This is a genomic window from Rothia sp. HMSC066G07 (assembly GCF_001814485.1).
Classification (GTDB): domain Bacteria; phylum Actinomycetota; class Actinomycetes; order Actinomycetales; family Micrococcaceae; genus Rothia.
Genome location: NZ_KV816933.1, coordinates 51,034 through 68,809, shown reverse-complemented (window position 1 = coordinate 68,809; position 17,776 = coordinate 51,034). Strand labels below are relative to the sequence as shown.

Sequence of the window (17,776 nt, the reverse complement as noted above, 5' to 3'; positions counted from 1 at the left end):
AATATTTTCTTTGAGTGATATATCCACACGGTTGAATACCGCGGGCGCGAGAAACACCACAAGCGCCCAGTTCGGTATGGGTATATCGCGTATCGGCTGATTCAGGCGCATCGCGCCGTGGAGGGAGAACTTATGGCAGAAAAGTACAGCGACGTGACCGCTTTTGCCCAGCCTTCTTCCGATCAGTCTTCATCTTGCGATTCTTTGAACGAGTACCCCCGCACGGTTGCCGTGGTGGTGACCTATAACCGCGAGGACCTGCTACCGAAGACCCTGGCTGGTATCGCTTCGGGTGAGCGCGTGCCTACGGCGGTGGTGATTGTTGATAACGCCTCCACGGATGGCACCGCCGAGTATCTGCGCACCCTGGACTATGAGCTGCCGGTGGATTGCATCCGCCTGGAGAAGAACATGGGTGGTGCTGGCGGCTTTGCGGTGGGCATTGACCGTGCCCTGGAACGCCACAACCCGGACCTGGTGTGGGTTATGGATGATGACACCGAGCCAACCGAGAATACCCTGTCGGAGGCGGTTGCCGCCTGGCTGAACTATTCGCCGGTGCCTTCGCAGCGCCCCGCGGTGGTGGCATCTCGTGTGGTGTGGACGAACGGCGAGGACCACCCGATGAACACTCCGCGCACGATGTTTGCGGCGGGTCAGCAGCGTCATGCTCGTGCGCAGGCTGTGGGTGCCCGCCCGATTCGTAGCGCCTCGTTCGTGTCGATTCTGATGGATGCGCAGGCTATTCGCCGTAATGGTGGTTTGCCGATTGCTGAGTTCTTTATTTGGAATGATGACTTCGAGTTTTCGACTCGTTTGATTCATCACCGTGACGGCATTGCGGTGCCTTCTTCGGTGGCTAAGCACCACACGAAGACTTTTGGTACAACGAACGCTGACCCGGGGCCGCGTTTCTATAACGATGTGCGCAATAAGCTGTGGGTCTTTACCCGTTCGCGTACCCTGAACCCGCTGGAGAAGCTGCTCTACGGTGGCTCGTCGGCGCGCCTGTGGATTTCTACTGTTCTGCGTACTGATGACCGCCGAACCTACCTGGGGTATTTCCTCAATGGTGTGCGTGATGGTTTGCGTGCGCCTCGCCCGAATGCTCAGGTGCTTGAGGGCATTTACCCGCTGACTTTCCCCGGCCGCTACGGCGTGCCTGCATCCGTTGAAAGTCACGCTGATTCTGAGAAGGCGCGCGGTTGCGTGAGCTCCGTACCCGATTTTTCGGTGCTGATGAGCGTGTACGCGAAGGAGAACCCCTCCTATCTGGATCAGGCGTTGGAGTCGAATCTGCTGAACCAGACGGTGCGTCCTTCCGAGCTGGTTTTGGTGAAGGATGGTCCGCTGACCCCCGAGCTGGATGCCGTGGTGGACCGCTGGGTTCAGCGCGCCGAGAATCTGGATTGCCCGCCGATTCAGGTGGTGGATCTGGCTCAGAATGTTGGTTTGGCGGAGGCGCTGAACGCCGGTCTGCAGGCGTGTTTGTATGAGCTGGTTGCTCGTGCTGATTCTGATGACCTGTCTGAGCCGACTCGTTTTGCGCGTCTGATTCCTGCCCTGGTGCAGGGCGGCTACACGGTGCTGGGCTCTGCCATGCTTGAGGTGAATGAGGGCAATACTGCGGTGGAGTCGACCCGCGAGGCGATTGTTGATTCTGCGCGTCTGCTGCGCGCGATGGATTCGCGCAACCCGATTTATCACCCGTCCGTGGCGTTCGTGAAGAGCGCCGTGCAACAGCTGGGCGGTTACGAGTTCGTGCCCGGCGCTGAGGATTGGTGGCTGTGGATGCGTCTGCGCGATGCCGGCTACCGTCTCGGCAATATCCCCGAGGCGCTAGTGCGTTACCGCGTGGGTGCGGGCGCGTACACGAAGCGCGGGGGAGTGGACGCCTGGTTGCAGGATGTGGCGATTCAGCGTCGACTGTACACCGGTCACGGTATTTCTAAGCTTCAGTGGGCTCAGAATATGGCGGTGCGGAGTGTGTACCGTTTTGTTCCTGAGCAGGCGCGCCGTTCGGCGTTTCGTGCGTTGTCGTCGTTGACGGCTCGTTCTTCTTCTCGTTCTTCTGGCACCGCATCTGAAGGAGGCATGTAGTGGCTCAGTTGAAACCTCACGCTCATGTGGTGATGCAGAAGGCTGCTCAGCGCGGCACGATGGTGACGGAGGGTGACTCTGGCACGATGCTGGTGAACCGCCTGTATGAGCGTAAGCCATGGTGGCTGATTGCGCAGGCGCTGATTGATTCGAGTGCCTGGGTTCTGTCGGTTTTGTTCGCGTACATGCTCCGCTATAGTGTGCTGCTCAGCAACGGCTCGGTGTTCGATATTATTCACCCGGCGTCGTTGACGATGACCGCTACTTTGGCTGTGGTGTTGCACCTGGTCGTTGGTTTGGCGGGCGTGAAGATTTATAACGGCGTGTATTCGTACGGTTCGTTTGACGAGTCCTGGCGTGCCGGCGCGGCTGCTTTGAGTGCGGGTGCGGCGTTGACTGCTTTCTCCTTTGTGGATGAGCTGTTGGGTCTGCCGCATATTCCGCATAGTGTGCCTGCGATTGCGGCGGCATTTAGCTTGATTATGATGGCGGGCGCTCGCATGGCGAAGCGTGTGTACACTGAGCGCGGTGCTGTGCGTGAGCTGACGGGCGAGCCAGTGATTGTGTACGGTGCCGGCTTTATTGGCGGCATGGTCATGGATTCGATGCTGCACGATGAGGAGGCGAAGCTTCGCCCGGTTGCGGTCTTCGATGATGACCAGCTGAAGGCTGGTACGAAGTTCCACGGCATTTCGGTGATTACTACTTACCGTGAGCTGGAGCAGGTGATTCGTGAGTCGGGTACCCGTAAGATTCTGGTGACGATTTCGGATATGTCGGAGGATTACTTCGAGTCCTTCTGCAACCGCATGCGTAAGCTTAAGGTTGAGGTTCAGCGTATTAGTAGCGCGAATGCTCGACTGATGGGTGAGCGTCTGATTACCGCGAGCGATAACGACCTGATGCGCGTGATTCGTGGCGAGATTAACTACGATATTGACCGCGATATTCTGCGTTCGTACCTGCACGGTAAGCGCGTGCTGGTCACCGGTGCGGGCGGTTCGATTGGTTCGGAGCTGTGCCGTCAGATTAGCGAGTTTGAGCCGGAGACCCTCATGATGCTTGATCATGATGAGACTCTGCTGATGGAGACGAAGGTTTCGATTACTCACGAGTCGAGCCTGGATGATGACCGCATTATTCTGGCTGATATTCGTGAGGGCGATAATCTGCTGGAGATTTTCCGTGACCGTCGCCCCGAGGTGGTGTTCCATGCTGCGGCTTTGAAGCATGTGTCGGCGCTGGAGGCGTACCCGCAGGAGGCGTGGAAGACGAACTCCTTGGGCACTCTGAACGTGTTGCGTGCCGCGGAGGCGGTGGGCGTGAAGACCTTCGTGAACGTTTCGACCGATAAGGCGGCGGATCCGAAGACTGCGCTGGGCCAGTCCAAGCGCGTGGCGGAGCGTCTGACCGCGTACTTTGGCGAGAAGACCGGTAACACCTACGTGTCGGTTCGTTTCGGTAACGTCTTTGGTTCGCGCGGTTCGATTAAGCCTCTCTTTACGAAGCAGATTCTTTCGGGCGGTCCGATTACTCTGACGGATAAGCGCGCGACCCGTTACTTCATGCTGATTACCGATGCCTGCCTGCTGGTGATGCTTGCCGGTGCGATTGGTCGCCCGGGTGAGGTCATGGTGCTGGATATGGGCCAGCCGGTCAAGATCCTGGACGTTGCGAAGGCGATGCGCCAGGCGTATGAGCGGTATGACGTGGAGATCAAGGAGATTGGTCTTCGCAAGGGTGAGAAGCTGGATGAGGCTCTCTTCGGCGGTACCGAGAAGCTGGTACCTAGTGAGGAGAACCGGTATATTTCCCGGTCGAGTGCTCCGGCGCTTGACCCTGATGAGCTCGATTATGAGCTGTGGATTCAGAACTATCGGGAGCACAGTGGCTATGAGCGTCATGGCCTGGAGCGTGCCCCTGATCCGCGTACTTTGGCGGATGCGCAGACGTTCTAATCTTTAGGGAATGACATCGGATGCTGCACTTGCGTGGCGGGTGCGGTATCCGGTGTTTTCTCTTTCTCGGGTGTAGAACATTTCAGGACGCAGAATATGCAGAACGTATGGAGAGAATCTGTAATGTTTAGTCCCGGGCTACTGAAGAGTTCTATAGAATACGAAGTAAACACACACACACTACGCACACATCGTCCCTTAGCTGCAATTCTGGAGCTTGCGTCCAGGGGAGCGGCGCCAATGCCTTGGAGCTGGTATGACCTCCTTTTCTGAGCTGTTGAGCATTTTTGCTCTTGCTTTTGTTTTGGGTGCCCTTTTGCCGTTTGCGGTGCGCCCGATTTTGCACCGCTACAACATGGTGGATGTTCCTAATGAGCGTTCTTCGCATACTGCTCCGACCTACCGCGGTATGGGTTTGGCGACTGCGGCTGCGACCTTTGTGGCGTTTGTGGCGGCTACCCTGTTCGGCTGGACGTACCGTTCTGCTGAGTCTTTGCAGCTGGCGGTGACGATTGCCGCGGCGATTCTGTGTGCTCTTGCCCTGGGCTGGCTTGAGGATATTCGCGGCGTGAGCATTGTGCGTCGTGCGGGCCTGCAGCTGGTGATTGGCGTACTGGTGAGCGTGAGCTTTGCGACGGTGCAGGGCACGAACATTCTGCTGCTGATTCTTGGCGCGATTTTTGTTGCCGGCTACATTAACGTGGCGAATTTTATGGACGGCATTAACGGTATTTCTGGTGCTCACGGTCTGGTGGCTGGTTTGGCGTATGCGCTGACCGGTTGGATGGTGAACCTTCCGTGGCTGGCTTTGGCTGGTGTGGCTGTTGCCGGTGCTTTTGCGGCGTTCCTGCCGTGGAATGTGCGCCCTGGTAAGAACGTGTTTTTGGGCGATGCGGGTTCTTATGTTTTGGGCGCGGCGCTGGGCACGTTGGCTGTGGGCGCGTGGTTTGCGGATGTTCCGTTCCTGTTGGCTTTTGCTCCGCTGATGACGTATCTGGCGGACGCGGGTACGACTCTGTTCCGTCGTTTTATGGCGGGGGAGCAGTGGTACAAGCCGCACCGTACTCACACTTATCAGCGTCTGACGGATGTTGGTTTCAGCCACCTTGGTTCGACCGCCGTGGTGACCGGTACGACCATTCTGGTGTGGGTGCTGCTGGCGTTTGCCTCTGATTTGTTTGCTTCGGGCGCCGTGCTGGCGGCTGTTGGTGTGGTTCTTGTGGCTCTTGCCGTGCTGGTGGTGTACCTGCGTATGCCGCAGCTCTTTGGCGGTGAGGCACCTACTTCTGCGATTGACCTGTCGAAGCGCTTTGCGGCGGATTCGAAGGGTTCGGCGCCGAAGGCGAAGTCGGCAACTGCAGAGCCTGCTACCGGCTCTTTGACCTCGGCAACTGGTGTTCCTGCGACTCCTGAGAATGTGGAGCCGACCTCGCTGCATCCGGAGCCGATCATGCCGGATTCGGTGAAGGATCGTGCGGGTCAGCCTTCTTCTGCTTCCTCTTCTTCGACGCAGTCTAATCAGAATCGTGGGGAGAAACACTAATGGCTTCTGAGCAGCCTAAATCTCAGGCTCCTGCAGAGCCTCTCTGGAGGCGCGTGGTGGACGTTCTGTGGTATCCGCCGGCGGAGCGCAAGAAGCAGCAGAAACACCGCCGAGAGCGTGCTCAAGCAGGTTTGAAGGCCTCTTCTTTCGAGAGTCAAGAGCTTTCCTGGAAATTTTTGTTCTACAGGGTATCGGCTTACTCTCTGCTGGCTTGGTTGGGCGGTATGATGAGTGCGTACCTGTTTGCGGGCCCCGTGGGCGCGCTAGGAATAACATTGGGCTTTCTGATAATCTATATATGCTTCACTCTGGGCGTATTGGTTATGTTGGTTGCTCCCATTTTCGACTGGGGTGTACCCAAATCGCTGGTGGTGAGCTACCTCGTGAAGATTGCTCTGCTCGGTCTGGTATTGATGTTTGTGCCGTTCCCCGAGAATCTGAGGCACGGTTGGACTCTCGCAGGCGCATGTACCGGCGTGATTCTGTGGATTGTTATTGAAACAGTCAGCATCGCACGACTGAGAATTCTATACTTCGACACCGATCTGGAAGACCATGGTCGGTAACGCGATTGGTGTTTGAAAGGAAATACGTTTGGCCGAAGAGAAGAAGTGGTGGGACGGAGATAAAAAGCTCCGCACTACCGGAGAATTGGTGTCTGACGGAGGGCTCTCCGGTGCAGTCATGTCGATTCTCTATCTGATCATCGGTATAGCAGTGTGGGGCGGCATCGGTTACCTCGGTGACCTGGTCTTCTCCACCACCTGGCTGGTGTGGGTTGGTGTCTTGATTGGCGCTGTCGGAGGTTTGACCCTCGTCTTTACCTACATGACCAGGCAGAATAAAGACCGCTAGGTCATTGAACGCGGACCGCTAGGTCACACATTCATCCATGTAGTTAGCATGTCAGTCGCTTAGAGGCAGACATGGGCTCTTGATAGCCACTAGTAGCAAGAAAGGACTTGCTTTGATCGAGAACGGGTTGATCCTCGCGGAAGCCTATGTGCCGCCGACCCCCGAAGACATGCATCTGCCCCCCTTCTTCACCATTGGTGATTTCGCTTTCGGTAAGCAGAACGTACTGATTCTGCTGTCCGTGGTGATTATCGCGGTCTTCTTCCTCACCGCAGCACGTAAGCGCGCCATGGTTCCCGGCAAGACTCAGTTCATCGCTGAGTCTGGCTACATGTTTGCTCGTAACTCCCTCGGTAAGGAAACCCTGGGCGTACAGCACTACAAGCCTTTCGTGCCGATTCTGTTCGCCTCCTTCTTCTTCGTTCTGGTGAACAACCTCTACGGTTCGATTCCGTTTGTTCAGCTGCCCTCCTTCTCCCACCCCGGTAGCGCCTACGCACTGGCTGGCGTAGCGTACCTGACCTGGGTTGGCGTTGGTATCAAGCGCAAGGGCCTGGGCGGCTTCTTCAAGGACATCACCATGCCCTCGGGTCTGCCGGTGTGGATCTACCCCATCCTGATCCCGATCGAGTTCTTCTCGAACCTGCTGATTCGTCCCGCAACTCACGCGCTACGTCTCTTCGCGACCATGTTCGGTGGTCACCTGGCGCTGATGGTTGCATCCAGCATGGTGACCTACATGGTTGAGACTCTGGGTGGTATCGGCTACCTGGCTGCTATTGCTCCCGGTGCTCTGGGCCTGTTCCTGTACTTCCTGGAATTCATGATTCAGTGCATCCAGGCTTATGTGTTCGCTCTGCTGCTGGCTGTGTACCTGCAGGGCTCGGTTTCCGAGGGACACTAAACTCTCTAGTTTTTTAGGTTTTCGCGTTCGTCATTGGGCGTGAATAAAGCAACCCACACGTTCACTGTGCGGGCTATTAACTCAAATCAAACTCTGTTCGGTCCGGGTATGTTCCCGGTCGAACACTGTTGAAAGGAAAAATAATGGTTGGTTCCATCACTGCGGTTGGCTACGGTCTGGCAGCTATTGGCGGCGGCATCGGCGTGGGTCTGATCTTCGCGGCATACATGACCAGCGTTGCTCGTCAGCCCGAGTCCCAGAAGACCCTGCAGCCCATGCTGTTCCTGGGCTTCGCACTGGTCGAGGCACTGGCAATTCTGGGCCTGGTTCTCGTCTTCATCAAGTAACCGGCTCTGCCACATCCTAAACGACCCATCCCATAGAACAGGATTCCCTCCATGATTTATCTGGCAAGCGACGGGGGAGCGGAGGCAACTTCGAACCCCCTGATTCCCGACGTCGGGGAAATTGTCATTACCCTCATCGGATTCCTGATCCTCTACTACATCGTTGCTAAGTACGTTGTCCCGGCGTTCGAGAAGATCTACCAGGACCGTAAGGAAGCAATCGAAGGTGGCCTTGCCAAGGCCGAGAAGGCACAGGCAGAGGCTGCAGCGGCTCGCGATGAGTACACCCAGCAGCTCGAAAGCGCTCGACTGGAGGCTCAGAAGATTCGTGAAGAGGCACGCGCAGAGGGCGAGGCAATCATTGCCGATGCTCGCGAGCGTGCAACCGCTGAGGCTCAGCGCATTAGCGATAATGCGGCAAAGGCTATCGAGGCAGAGCGTGCGGCAGCAGCAGTGTCCCTCCGTTCCGAGGTTGGCACTCTTGCTACCACCCTTGCCGGCAAGATTGTGGGCGAAGCCCTCAACGATGATGAGCGATCGGCCCGTGTGGTAGATCGTTTTCTTGCTGACCTTGAAACCGAGAAGCAGAACGCAGGTGCGGCTCGGTAATGGCAGGAGTATCTACTGAATCACTGAGCAAGGTGGAAGAGGTGCTGGAAGCTCACGCTTCCCTGCAGCCCCTGAACCTGGCGAGCGAGCTTTTCGCTGTGGTTGATGTTCTCGACCACAACGGCACCCTGCGCCGTGCTGTCACCGATTCTTCGCGTGATGCAGCAGCACGTCAGGGTATCGCTAACACCGTCTTCGACGGTAAGATCTCTTCGCAGGCTATGGCTGTTCTCACCAATGCGGTGGCTCAGCGCTGGTCTGATGATACTGATCTGGCGAACGCCCTGGAGCGTGCAGCAGTGCTCGCCGTGACCGCATCGGCTCAGTCTCGCGGTGGCGTGGATGCCCTGGACGAGGTGCTCAACGAACTACTCACCTTTGTGCGTACCGTTGATTCCAACGCTCAGGCGCAGGAAGCGCTGTCCGACCATCAGGCAAGCAAAGAAGCAAAGAAGAAGCTCGCCGTGGCGCTCGGTGGCCCCGCCACCACCGCCGAAGGTGTGCTTCTGCTCGAACGAGTTGGCTCCAACCCCCGCGGCCGTCACGCTGCACGGGTAGCCGATGAGTTCGCAGAAATCATCGTCACGCGACAGAACCGTTACATTGCGCGCGTAACTAGCGCGATTGCGCTGTCGCAGGCACAGCTTGAACGTCTCGGTCGCGCGCTCAACGCCGTGTACGGCCGTGAGCTGAAGCTCGACGTTTCGGTGGACCCCGCCGTTCTGGGCGGTCTGCGTGTTCAGGTGGGCGACGAGGTGATCGACGGTACCGTCGAGACCCGCATGTCCGACCTGGCTCGTTCCATCGGCTAGCGGCTCAAGCTAGCGACGCTGAACCGTTCGTCGCAACGGTGATTTAGAAGATACCTCGGGTAGCGGGTGCGTGGCTGATGCCTCCTTCGCAGAAGTGGCGGCATTGCCCGCCCGTTCAACCCGAATTGCAAGTTTCGGTTGGTTCCGTTGACGGAACGCAACCACAATGAGAGAGCAGGGACACAAGATGGCCGAACTGACCATCAATGCCGAAGATGTCCGTAATGCGCTGAACGAGTTTGCAGCGTCTTACGAACCCGGCAATGCAGAACGTGTTGAGGTGGGTCGAGTTGTATCGGCCTCCGACGGTATCGCTCGTGTTGAGGGTCTTCCCTCGGTTATGGCGAATGAGCTGCTTCGTTTCGAAGACGGCACCCTCGGCCTCGCACAGAACCTGGATACCCGCAATATTGGTGTGATTGTCCTGGGTGACTTCACCGGTATTGAAGAGGGCCAGGTCGTACACCGCACCGGTGAGGTCCTCTCGGTGCCCGTTGGCGACGCGTACCTCGGTCGCGTTGTTGACCCCCTCGGTAACCCGATCGATGACCTGGGCCCCATCGAGGCCGAAGGTCGCCGTGCACTGGAGCTGCAGGCTCCCGGCGTGACCCAGCGTAAGTCGGTTCACGAGCCGCTGCAGACCGGTCTGAAGGCAATCGACTCGATGATTCCGATCGGTCGCGGTCAGCGTCAGCTGATTATTGGTGACCGCCAGACCGGTAAGACCGCTATCGCGATCGACACCATTCTGAACCAGAAGGACAACTGGGCTTCCGGTGACCCCGAGAAGCAGGTTCGATGCATCTACGTGGCTGTTGGCCAGAAGGCATCCACCATCGCAGCTGTCCGCCACACCCTTGAGACTCGCGGCGCGCTGGAGTACACCACCATCGTGGCATCTCCTGCATCCGACGCAGCAGGCTTCAAGTACCTGGCACCCTACACCGGTTCGGCTATCGGCCAGCACTGGATGTACGGTGGCAAGCACGTCCTCATCATCTTCGACGACCTGTCGAAGCAGGCAGAAGCATACCGCGCTGTGTCCCTGCTGCTGCGCCGCCCGCCGGGACGTGAAGCATACCCCGGTGACGTCTTCTACCTGCACTCCCGCCTGCTGGAGCGTTGCGCTAAGCTCTCCGACGACCTGGGCGCAGGTTCGATGACCGGCTTCCCGATCATTGAGACCAAGGCAAACGACGTTTCCGCCTTCATCCCGACCAACGTCATCTCCATTACTGACGGCCAGATCTTCCTGCAGTCCGACCTGTTCAACGCTAACCAGCGTCCGGCAGTCGACGTCGGTATCTCCGTCTCCCGTGTTGGTGGTGCCGCACAGACCAAGGCTATGAAGAAGGTCTCCGGTACCCTGAAGCTGGAGCTGGCACAGTACCGTGCAATGGAAGCGTTCGCAATGTTCGCATCCGACCTGGACGATGCAACCAAGGCACAGCTGACCCGCGGTTCTCGCCTGACCGAGCTGCTGCGCCAGCCGCAGTACACCCCGTACGCAGTTGAAGAGCAGGTTGTCTCCATTTGGGCTGGTACCTCCGGTCACCTCGACGACATCGAGATTTCCGACGTGCTGCGCTTCGAAGCAGGCTTCATCGAGTACCTGCGTCACAAGACCTCGGTACTGACCGATATCGCTTCCTCCGGCAAGCTTGAGGATGACACCGTTGCAGCTCTGAAGTCCGCAGTTGCTGACTTCAAACAGGGTTTCAAGTCTGAGGGCAGCAGCCACCTCGTCGACGCAGGTCACGAGGAGCACAAGGCAGCTCGCGATAGCGACATCACTCAGGAAACCATCGGTTAGCGATTAGTCCTCGCCTTCTCCCCGCCTCAGCTATGAGGCTGGGGCGGGGCAGAAAGCAAGGAGAAAGGAAGCTCTATGGGAGCCCAGATTAGGGTTTACCGACAGAAGATTGCTTCGACGTCGTCTATGAAGAAGATCTTCAAGGCGATGGAGATGATCGCGACCTCCCGCATTAACAAGGCTCGTAACGCTGCTCAGGCAGCCGGCCCTTACGCGAACGCTCTGACCCGCGTGGTGACTGCGGTTGCGACTCAGCACGGTATTAAGCACCCGCTGATTCACAAGCCGCACGAGTTCGGAACCTACGAACACCGCCGCTCCGCAATCCTGGTTGTTACCAGCGACCGCGGTCTGGCAGGTTCGTACTCCTCCGCTATCCTGCGTCGTACCGAATCTCTGATTGAGAGGCTGCGCTCTAACGGCCAGGAGGTACAGCTGTACCTGGTTGGCCGTAAGGCAAAGGCTTACTTCGAGTTCCGTGAGCGCCCCTACGCCCGTGCGTGGGAGGGCCACACCGATGCACCTCGCGTCGAAACCGCCGTCGAGATTCGTGACGCGCTACTCGAAGCCTACGACCTGCCCTTCGAAGAGGGCGGCGTGGACGAACTGCACATCGTGTACACCGAGTTCAAGTCGATGGTTGTTCAGGAACCCAAGATCCTGCGCCTGCTGCCCATCCACGTGGGTGACGCAAAGGCTATGGGCGAGGAAATCGTTCCCGACCAGGAACTGACCAAGGCTGAGTACGAGCAGGCGGCATCCTTCGAGTTCGAGCCCTCCGCTGAGGAAGTGCTCAACGAGCTGCTGCCGCGCTACGTTGCATCCCGTATCTTCTCCTGCCTCCTGCAGGCAGCAGCAAGTGAGCTGGCATCCCGCCAGCGCGCAATGAAGACCGCAGGTGACAACGCTGAGACGCTGATTACCAAGTACACCCGTTTGATGAACAACGCACGTCAGGCGGAAATTACTCAGGAGCTCTCCGAAATCGTGGGCGGCGCAGACGCCCTCGGCTCCTAGTATTGGTACGCCAACGAAGCCATCAACTGTCCAAACTTTCTAAGTAAGTGAGAAATATGACTGCCACCTACAACGAATCGGTCTCCGCACCGACTCAGGGCGCAACGGGTCGTATTGCCCGCGTCATCGGCCCCGTGGTCGACGTCGAGTTCCCCGCCGGTCAGGTCCCCGAGATTTACAACGCTCTGACCACCGAGCTGACCCTCGACGGCCGCACCCGCACCATCACCTTCGAGACCGCACAGCACCTGGGCGACTCGATCGTTCGCGCTATCTCCCTGCAGCAGACTGACGGCCTGGTCCGCGGTCAGGCTGTAGTCGACACCGGCGCACCGATCTCCGTCCCCGTTGGTGACGGCGTGAAGGGCCACATCTTCAACGTTCTCGGTGACGCACTCGACGTGCCGAACTCCGAGATCAAGGCTGACACCTACTGGCCGATCCACCGTGCCGCTCCCGGCTTCGCAGAGCTGGAAGGCTCCACCGAAATGCTGGAGACTGGTATTAAGTCCATCGACCTTCTGACCCCCTACATCAAGGGCGGTAAGATTGGTCTGTTCGGTGGTGCAGGCGTGGGTAAGACCGTGCTGATCCAGGAAATGATTACCCGTGTGGCTCGTAACTTCGGTGGTACCTCCGTGTTCACCGGTGTTGGCGAGCGTACCCGTGAGGGTAACGACCTGTGGGTCGAAATGGAAGAAGCAGGCGTTCTGAAGGACACCGCTCTTGTGTTCGGCCAGATGGATGAGCCCCCGGGAACCCGTCTGCGCGTGGCACTGACCGGTCTGACCATGGCGGAGTACTTCCGCGATGTTCAGAACCAGGACGTGCTGCTGTTCATCGACAACATCTTCCGTTTCACTCAGGCAGGTTCTGAGGTTTCCACCCTGCTGGGCCGCATGCCCTCCGCAGTGGGTTACCAGCCGAACCTGGCGGACGAAATGGGTCTGCTGCAGGAGCGTATTACCTCCACCCGCGGTCACTCCATCACCTCCATGCAGGCAATTTACGTGCCTGCGGATGACTACACCGACCCGGCGCCGGCAACCACCTTCGCGCACCTGGATGCGACCACCGAGCTCTCTCGTGAAATCGCATCGCGCGGTCTGTACCCGGCAATTGACCCGCTGTCCTCCACCTCCCGAATTCTGGACGCACAGTACATCGGTCAGGAGCACTACGACACCGCAATTCGTGTGAAGGCTATTCTGCAGGAAAACAAGGAACTGCAGGACATCATCGCGATTCTGGGTGTGGACGAGCTCTCCGAGGAGCAGAAGATCGTCGTGGCACGTGCACGTCGTATCGAGCAGTTCCTCTCCCAGAACACCTACACTGCAAAGCAGTTCACCGGTGTCGAGGGTTCGACCGTTCCGCTGAAGGACACCATCGAGTCCTTCCAGATGATCTGCAACGGCGATGTCGACCACATCCCCGAGCAGGCGTTCTACAACATTGGTGGTATGGACGACGTTATGCGCCGCTACGAGGAAATCAAGGCACAGACTGGAGCTAAGTAATCATGGCTCTGAAAGTTGAAGTTGTTTCCCGCGAACGCGTCGTGTGGACTGGCGAAGCGAAGTACGTTCGTGCACGCTCCGTCAGCGGTGACCTCGGCATCCTGCCGGGTATGATCCCCACCTGCACGCTGCTGGCACAGGACGGCGAGCTGCTCATTGAACCCGTTGATGGTGAGCCCATTAAGACCATCCTCAACGCAGGTTTCTTGACCGTCTCGAACGATCACGTGACCATCGTTGCAAAGCACGCAGAGATCTAAAGCCGGTTCCCCGTAAGGGGAATTGACCACTGTGTACACCTCGCCGGTGTTCCTCCCCGAAAGGGGCGGGCACCGGCGATTGGTGTATCTGGGGTAGAGCGTGTGCGCAGAAAGAGCGCGCGTGCAGAACGACAGCGTGCATAGAAAGAGCACGCGCAGAACGACTACGTGTGTAGAAAGATGATGTGCACAGAAAAGGGGCGCCTCCCATGTATCGGGAGGCGCCCCTCAAGCTATGTGTAGCCGCTTAGCTAGAGCCGTTTAGAACAGGCCGGTCAGCTAGAACAGGCGGTCAGCCGAATCGTCCACGCCGCGCATCGCGTCGTAGTCCAGGCTCACGCAGCGGATACCGCGGTCCTCAGCCAGGGTACGAGCCTGCGGCTTAATCGTCTGCGCCGCAAACACGCCGCGCACCGGTGCCAGCAGCGGGTCACGGTTGAGCAGCTCCAGGTAACGGGTCAGCTGCTCCACACCGTCAATATCGCCCACACGCTTGAGCTCGACCGCCACGGAGACGCCGTGCGCATCCTTCGCCATGATGTCTACCGGACCGATAGCGGTCGGGTACTCGCGGCGCACCAGCGAATAGCCCTCACCCAGAGTGTGGATCTGCTCGGCCAGCAGGCGCTGCAGGTCAGCTTCCACACCGTCCTTAATGAGGCCGGGGTCAACACCCAGGTCGGTGGCGTGCTCGTGCTCAATCTTGTAGATACGAATCATGAGGCGATCATCGCTCTTAGCTGCCTGAACGGTCCACAGCTGCTGAACATCGGACTCCAGGTCCTCACGGATGCTCTGCGGAACGTCCTCACGCTCAGCCACCAGCAGGGAGCAGGGAGGGCTCATCCAGTTCAGGGGCTTGTAGGAACCGCCGTCGGAGTGAATGAGGACGGAGCCGTCATTCTTGACCATCAGCAGGCGGGTAGCGCGGGGCAGGTGGGCGCGGAGGCGGCCCTCATAATCTACGGAGCATTCAGCAATGACAATACGCATCCGTCCACTCTAGCAGGTACGAGTGTTTGGCTCTAGCAGGTGAGGGTATGAGCTAGGGAACCCGTGCTTGGTACAGGTTGGGTTACAGAGCGGGGGAGTACCGCCTCAGAATGAGGAAGAGCGCAGAGCGAACAGCGGCAGGGCCGATAGGTAGAGATAGTTGAGTGGCGCGGTAGAATAGGGCTCATGGCACGTAAGAATCATCCCGGCAGGCGAGCATCCGGCACCACCAGCGATAAGTGGCACCGTCAAGCACCCGCAGGGCGTGATATCAGCAGGATTCTCGACCCAGCGCCCCGACTGGAACGTGACCGATACGGTGACTGGCTGGTGCAATACATTGCAGCCGTCAACGCCCAAAAAACCTACACCTGCCCCGAATGCTACCGCCCGATTCCGCCCAGAACAGCGCATCTGGTGGTGTGGCAAGAAAGCCACACGATGGGCCGTAGCCGCGCCATTGATGAGCGCAGGCACTGGCATCAGCATTGCTGGCGCACCCGCCGTAAATAGGCTGAACACTGCACTTAAAGTGCAGCCCAAGACCCAAGACCCTAGACCCTAGTCCACATTCTCGAATCCAATTCTTGAAGGAACGCAATGAGCAACACCGCCGATATCACTCGCGAGCAGGAATTCGATCCCGCCCGCTACGTCTTCAGCACCGCTGCTGAGCCCACCCCCATTAAGGCACGTACTGTGCTTCCTGCACGCCGCGAGAACTTCACCGTCATCACCGCGGACGGTAAGCGCCTCGTCGGTGAACTCGCCCTGCCCGAAGGCGAAATCAAGGCAACCCTGGTGACCTTCCACCCGCTGCCCACCCACGGCGGCTACATGGACTCGCACGTGTACAAGAAGGCGTCCTTCCGCCTGCCGGCGCTGTCGAACATTGCGGTGCTGCGTTTCAACACCCGCGGTACCTCCTCGATTCGCGGCACCAGCGAAGGCGTCTTTGACGGCGGCTTTGCCGAGAAGAAGGACTTTGACGCAATTCTGAAGTTCGTACGCGAGCGCGCCCTGCCGAACCCCTGGCTGGTCGGCTGGTCCTTCGGCACCGAGCTGGTGCTCAAGTACGCGCCCGAATACGCGAACGAGTTCACCGGCGCCATTCTGCTCTCCCCGCCGTTGCACCGCGTGCACCCGGCTGAGCTGGACGAGTGGAACAAGATCTCGAACCCGCTGTACGCGCTGGTGCCCGAGCATGACGACTACCTGCAGCCTCCGGCAGCGCGTGAGCGTTTCGCGGCTGTACCGCGTACTCGGGTAATTCCCTTCGAGGGTTGCAAGCACCTGTGGGTGGGCGAGAAGTCCGTGCAGCAGGTCCTGAACACTATTGTCAGCATCGTAACCGGTGTGCCCACTGAACTGCCCACCGAATACAGCGGCCCGGTGGCAGAAGAAATCACTGAGCTCTAAAGGTTTGGCATAAAAACACAGCGTAAAAACACTGCATAAAAATATCAAGGCGGCGGCTTTGGATAGAACATCCAAAGCCGCCGCCTTATGTCTTAAACGCCTGCTCGGTGGAAGAGCCGTGAGCGCGTAGAGAACCTAGAGGGGACTCTACAGCTGGGAGGCGACTACAACTGGGCGGTGACTATAGTTGGTCCTGGCGAGGAATGAACACCTCACGCACCAGAATCAGCATGGAAGCCGCCACCGGAATAGCAATCAGCGCGCCCAGCACGCCCCATAGCGCGCCACCGGCAGCCACCGAAATAATCGCAACACCGGCAGGGACCGACACAGCGCGAGCCATAATACGCGGAGAAATCAGGTACGCCTCCACCTGCAAGTACAGGAAGTACGCCACCGCAAACCACAGCGCCAGACTCCAACCCTGAGTCAGCAGAATCAGCGAGGTCAAAATCAGCGCAATCACGCCACCAACCAGCGGAATGAACGCCAGAATCATAACGACCAAAGCCATCAACTGCGGGAAGCTAAAGCCCAAGAACAACATTATGAAGAATGCGAAGAGGGCGTTCAGAATGGCTACCATCGCCTGGCCCATCACGTAGTTACCCACCGACTCAGTAATCTTGTCGGTAATGTACTTGACACGCACACGCTTAGACGCCGGCGCCAAACGCACACCCCACGCCTTAATCGTGTCCATCGACGTGAGGAAGTACAGGGACAGGAACAGCACAATAATCACGCCGGTCACGCTCTGCGCCAGGGTAGAACCCGCAGAAACCAGGCTCGACATGAAGCTATTGACCTGCGAAGAGGAGAACGTCGACTCCAAGAACTTAGGGACGTTCTCATTCACCCAGGTGCTGATGCTAAAACGCTGATCAAGCTCGTGGTACCAATCAGAATCAATCGTGTTCTGATAAATACCCGGCGCGTACTGCACAAACTTAGACGCCTGCTCGCTAATGACCGGGCCAATCGTCATCACCAGACCGGTCACAGCGCCAGCAAAACCAGCAAGCACAGCAATCACGCCGATACCGCGCTTAATGCCCCAAGACTCCAGGCGGCGCACAATCGGGTCCAGACCCAGAGCAATGAAAATAGCACCGGTCACCCAACCCACCAGGGCACCCACATTATTGAAAATGTAGTAGGCGAAGAGCGCCAGACCCACGCCCACGGTCATGAGGAAACCAAAAGCGACCGGGTTATGCATCATCGAGGTCTTGCCGTTGCCGACCACCTTCGGTGCGGGAGGCGCATCCTCAGAAGCGGCGGGAACCACCGGAATGGTATCCGTAGGAGGCATAGAAGCGCGGCGGCGGTTGGAACGCACCTGGCTAATGCTTTCGGTCAGCTCGCTGAAGGTCTCCGTTAGCTGATCGGTGAGGGATTCCTTCTTGCGCGTCTCGGGGGACGATGTCGTCTCTGCGGGAGCTTCTGAGGCTTTCTTCTCGCTCATGCTCTTCCTTTCCGAATCATTCCGGGTATTTTTTCTCTACTGTGCCATTCTACCGGCTGGTTTACTTTGTTACGGCGTCCACGGTGAATCCCAAGGACAGGGGAGTGCATGTGGGAGAGATATTTGCGGGACGGATCGGGCAATAGCCCAAACGCTAT

The 17,776-nt window shown here is 58.2% G+C and carries 17 protein-coding genes; 15 read left to right on the top strand and 2 right to left on the bottom strand.

The annotated features are described in order from the left end of the window. The first annotated feature begins 132 nt into the window (after positions 1-132). The 13 genes from HMPREF2971_RS08575 (at position 133) to HMPREF2971_RS08515 (ending at position 13,738) form a co-directional block, all read left to right on the top strand. On the top strand, positions 133-2,100 hold the full coding sequence (locus HMPREF2971_RS08575) for a glycosyltransferase family 2 protein (RefSeq protein ID WP_070692535.1): 1,968 nt from the start codon (positions 133-135) through the stop codon (positions 2,098-2,100). Next, complete coding sequence (locus HMPREF2971_RS08570) at positions 2,100-4,058, top strand: polysaccharide biosynthesis protein (RefSeq protein WP_070692532.1); 1,959 nt, start codon at positions 2,100-2,102, stop codon at positions 4,056-4,058. The genes HMPREF2971_RS08575 and HMPREF2971_RS08570 overlap by 1 nt, the downstream gene beginning before the upstream one ends. Before the next feature lie 256 nt (positions 4,059-4,314). Then, positions 4,315-5,601 (top strand): MraY family glycosyltransferase, encoded by a 1,287-nt coding sequence (locus HMPREF2971_RS08565; RefSeq protein ID WP_049350328.1) that lies wholly within the window; start codon positions 4,315-4,317, stop codon positions 5,599-5,601. Beyond that, on the top strand, positions 5,601-6,167 hold the full coding sequence (locus tag HMPREF2971_RS08560) for a hypothetical protein (RefSeq protein WP_053088846.1): 567 nt from the start codon (positions 5,601-5,603) through the stop codon (positions 6,165-6,167). The genes HMPREF2971_RS08565 and HMPREF2971_RS08560 overlap by 1 nt, the downstream gene beginning before the upstream one ends. A gap of 28 nt (positions 6,168-6,195) precedes the next feature. After that, complete coding sequence (locus HMPREF2971_RS08555; protein ID WP_049340660.1) at positions 6,196-6,456, top strand: hypothetical protein; 261 nt, start codon at positions 6,196-6,198, stop codon at positions 6,454-6,456. A 112-nt stretch (positions 6,457-6,568) separates the two neighbouring features. Continuing rightward, positions 6,569-7,360 (top strand): F0F1 ATP synthase subunit A, encoded by a 792-nt coding sequence (atpB, locus tag HMPREF2971_RS08550; RefSeq protein WP_049340658.1) that lies wholly within the window; start codon positions 6,569-6,571, stop codon positions 7,358-7,360. Between the two features lie 143 nt (positions 7,361-7,503). Beyond that, complete coding sequence (gene atpE, locus HMPREF2971_RS08545) at positions 7,504-7,707, top strand: ATP synthase F0 subunit C (RefSeq protein WP_005506461.1); 204 nt, start codon at positions 7,504-7,506, stop codon at positions 7,705-7,707. 51 nt (positions 7,708-7,758) lie between these two features. Beyond that, positions 7,759-8,316, top strand: a complete 558-nt coding sequence (locus HMPREF2971_RS08540) for a F0F1 ATP synthase subunit B (protein ID WP_005506460.1) — start codon at positions 7,759-7,761, stop codon at positions 8,314-8,316. Further along, on the top strand, positions 8,316-9,128 hold the full coding sequence (locus HMPREF2971_RS08535) for a F0F1 ATP synthase subunit delta (protein WP_012903760.1): 813 nt from the start codon (positions 8,316-8,318) through the stop codon (positions 9,126-9,128). Before HMPREF2971_RS08540 ends, HMPREF2971_RS08535 begins: the two co-directional genes overlap by 1 nt. Before the next feature lie 187 nt (positions 9,129-9,315). Next, complete coding sequence (atpA, locus tag HMPREF2971_RS08530; protein ID WP_044150561.1) at positions 9,316-10,941, top strand: F0F1 ATP synthase subunit alpha; 1,626 nt, start codon at positions 9,316-9,318, stop codon at positions 10,939-10,941. A 75-nt stretch (positions 10,942-11,016) separates the two neighbouring features. Further along, complete coding sequence (locus HMPREF2971_RS08525; RefSeq protein ID WP_005506457.1) at positions 11,017-11,958, top strand: F0F1 ATP synthase subunit gamma; 942 nt, start codon at positions 11,017-11,019, stop codon at positions 11,956-11,958. Positions 11,959-12,014: 56 nt separating this feature from the next. Continuing rightward, the gene (atpD, locus tag HMPREF2971_RS08520; protein WP_005507810.1) at positions 12,015-13,478 is read left to right on the top strand and encodes a F0F1 ATP synthase subunit beta; all 1,464 of its coding nucleotides are present in this window, start codon (positions 12,015-12,017) and stop codon (positions 13,476-13,478) included. A gap of 2 nt (positions 13,479-13,480) precedes the next feature. Continuing rightward, positions 13,481-13,738: a F0F1 ATP synthase subunit delta/epsilon gene (locus HMPREF2971_RS08515; protein WP_070635166.1), complete on the top strand. Its 258-nt coding sequence runs from the start codon at positions 13,481-13,483 to the stop codon at positions 13,736-13,738. A gap of 279 nt (positions 13,739-14,017) precedes the next feature. Here the strand turns inward: HMPREF2971_RS08515 and nucS are convergent, their stop codons facing one another. Next, complete coding sequence (gene nucS, locus HMPREF2971_RS08510) at positions 14,018-14,731, bottom strand: endonuclease NucS (RefSeq protein ID WP_005506450.1); 714 nt, start codon at positions 14,729-14,731, stop codon at positions 14,018-14,020. Between the two features lie 186 nt (positions 14,732-14,917). Here nucS and HMPREF2971_RS09145 point away from each other — a divergent pair, with 186 nt between their 5' ends. Together HMPREF2971_RS09145 and HMPREF2971_RS08505 are read left to right on the top strand one after the other, a co-directional pair. Continuing rightward, complete coding sequence (locus tag HMPREF2971_RS09145) at positions 14,918-15,244, top strand: ATP/GTP-binding protein (protein ID WP_083297885.1); 327 nt, start codon at positions 14,918-14,920, stop codon at positions 15,242-15,244. An 87-nt stretch (positions 15,245-15,331) separates the two neighbouring features. Further along, positions 15,332-16,150, top strand: coding sequence for an alpha/beta hydrolase (locus HMPREF2971_RS08505; RefSeq protein WP_070692528.1), 819 nt, complete (start codon positions 15,332-15,334; stop codon positions 16,148-16,150). A gap of 181 nt (positions 16,151-16,331) precedes the next feature. Here HMPREF2971_RS08505 and HMPREF2971_RS08500 read toward each other — a convergent pair whose 3' ends face one another. After that, complete coding sequence (locus tag HMPREF2971_RS08500) at positions 16,332-17,618, bottom strand: AI-2E family transporter (protein ID WP_049347476.1); 1,287 nt, start codon at positions 17,616-17,618, stop codon at positions 16,332-16,334. Positions 17,619-17,776 lie beyond the last annotated feature (158 nt).